Origin of the sequence: Bacillus sp. JJ664, from assembly GCF_036962205.1 — a bacterium.
GTDB lineage: Bacteria > Bacillota > Bacilli > Bacillales > Bacillaceae_G > Gottfriedia.
Genome location: NZ_JBALMS010000089.1, coordinates 20,174 through 20,403, shown reverse-complemented (window position 1 = coordinate 20,403; position 230 = coordinate 20,174). Strand labels below are relative to the sequence as shown.

1 pseudogene is annotated in these 230 nt (G+C 29.6%); it reads left to right on the top strand.

Annotated elements, in window-relative coordinates:
* Positions 1-189 (top strand): annotated as a pseudogene (locus V7056_RS14820) (PLP-dependent aminotransferase family protein); the annotation flags it as partial.
* Between the last annotated feature and the right edge of the window lie 41 nt (positions 190-230).

Genomic DNA, 230 nt, shown 5'->3' with positions numbered 1-230 from the left:
TTGAATAAAGAAATAAATGAGACACAATTACTAGAAGAATCAATCAAAAGAGGTGTATTATACGCACCAGGATCTACAATGGGCTCTAAGAAGAATTATGTTCGGTTTACATATGCAAGAGAATGTGAAAAATCAATTGACGATGGCATAAAAAGATTTTCTGATGCATTTAATTCATTAATTTACTAATGTGAAACCAAAAGTGGATGGTTAATTTATTTAAAAAGTGG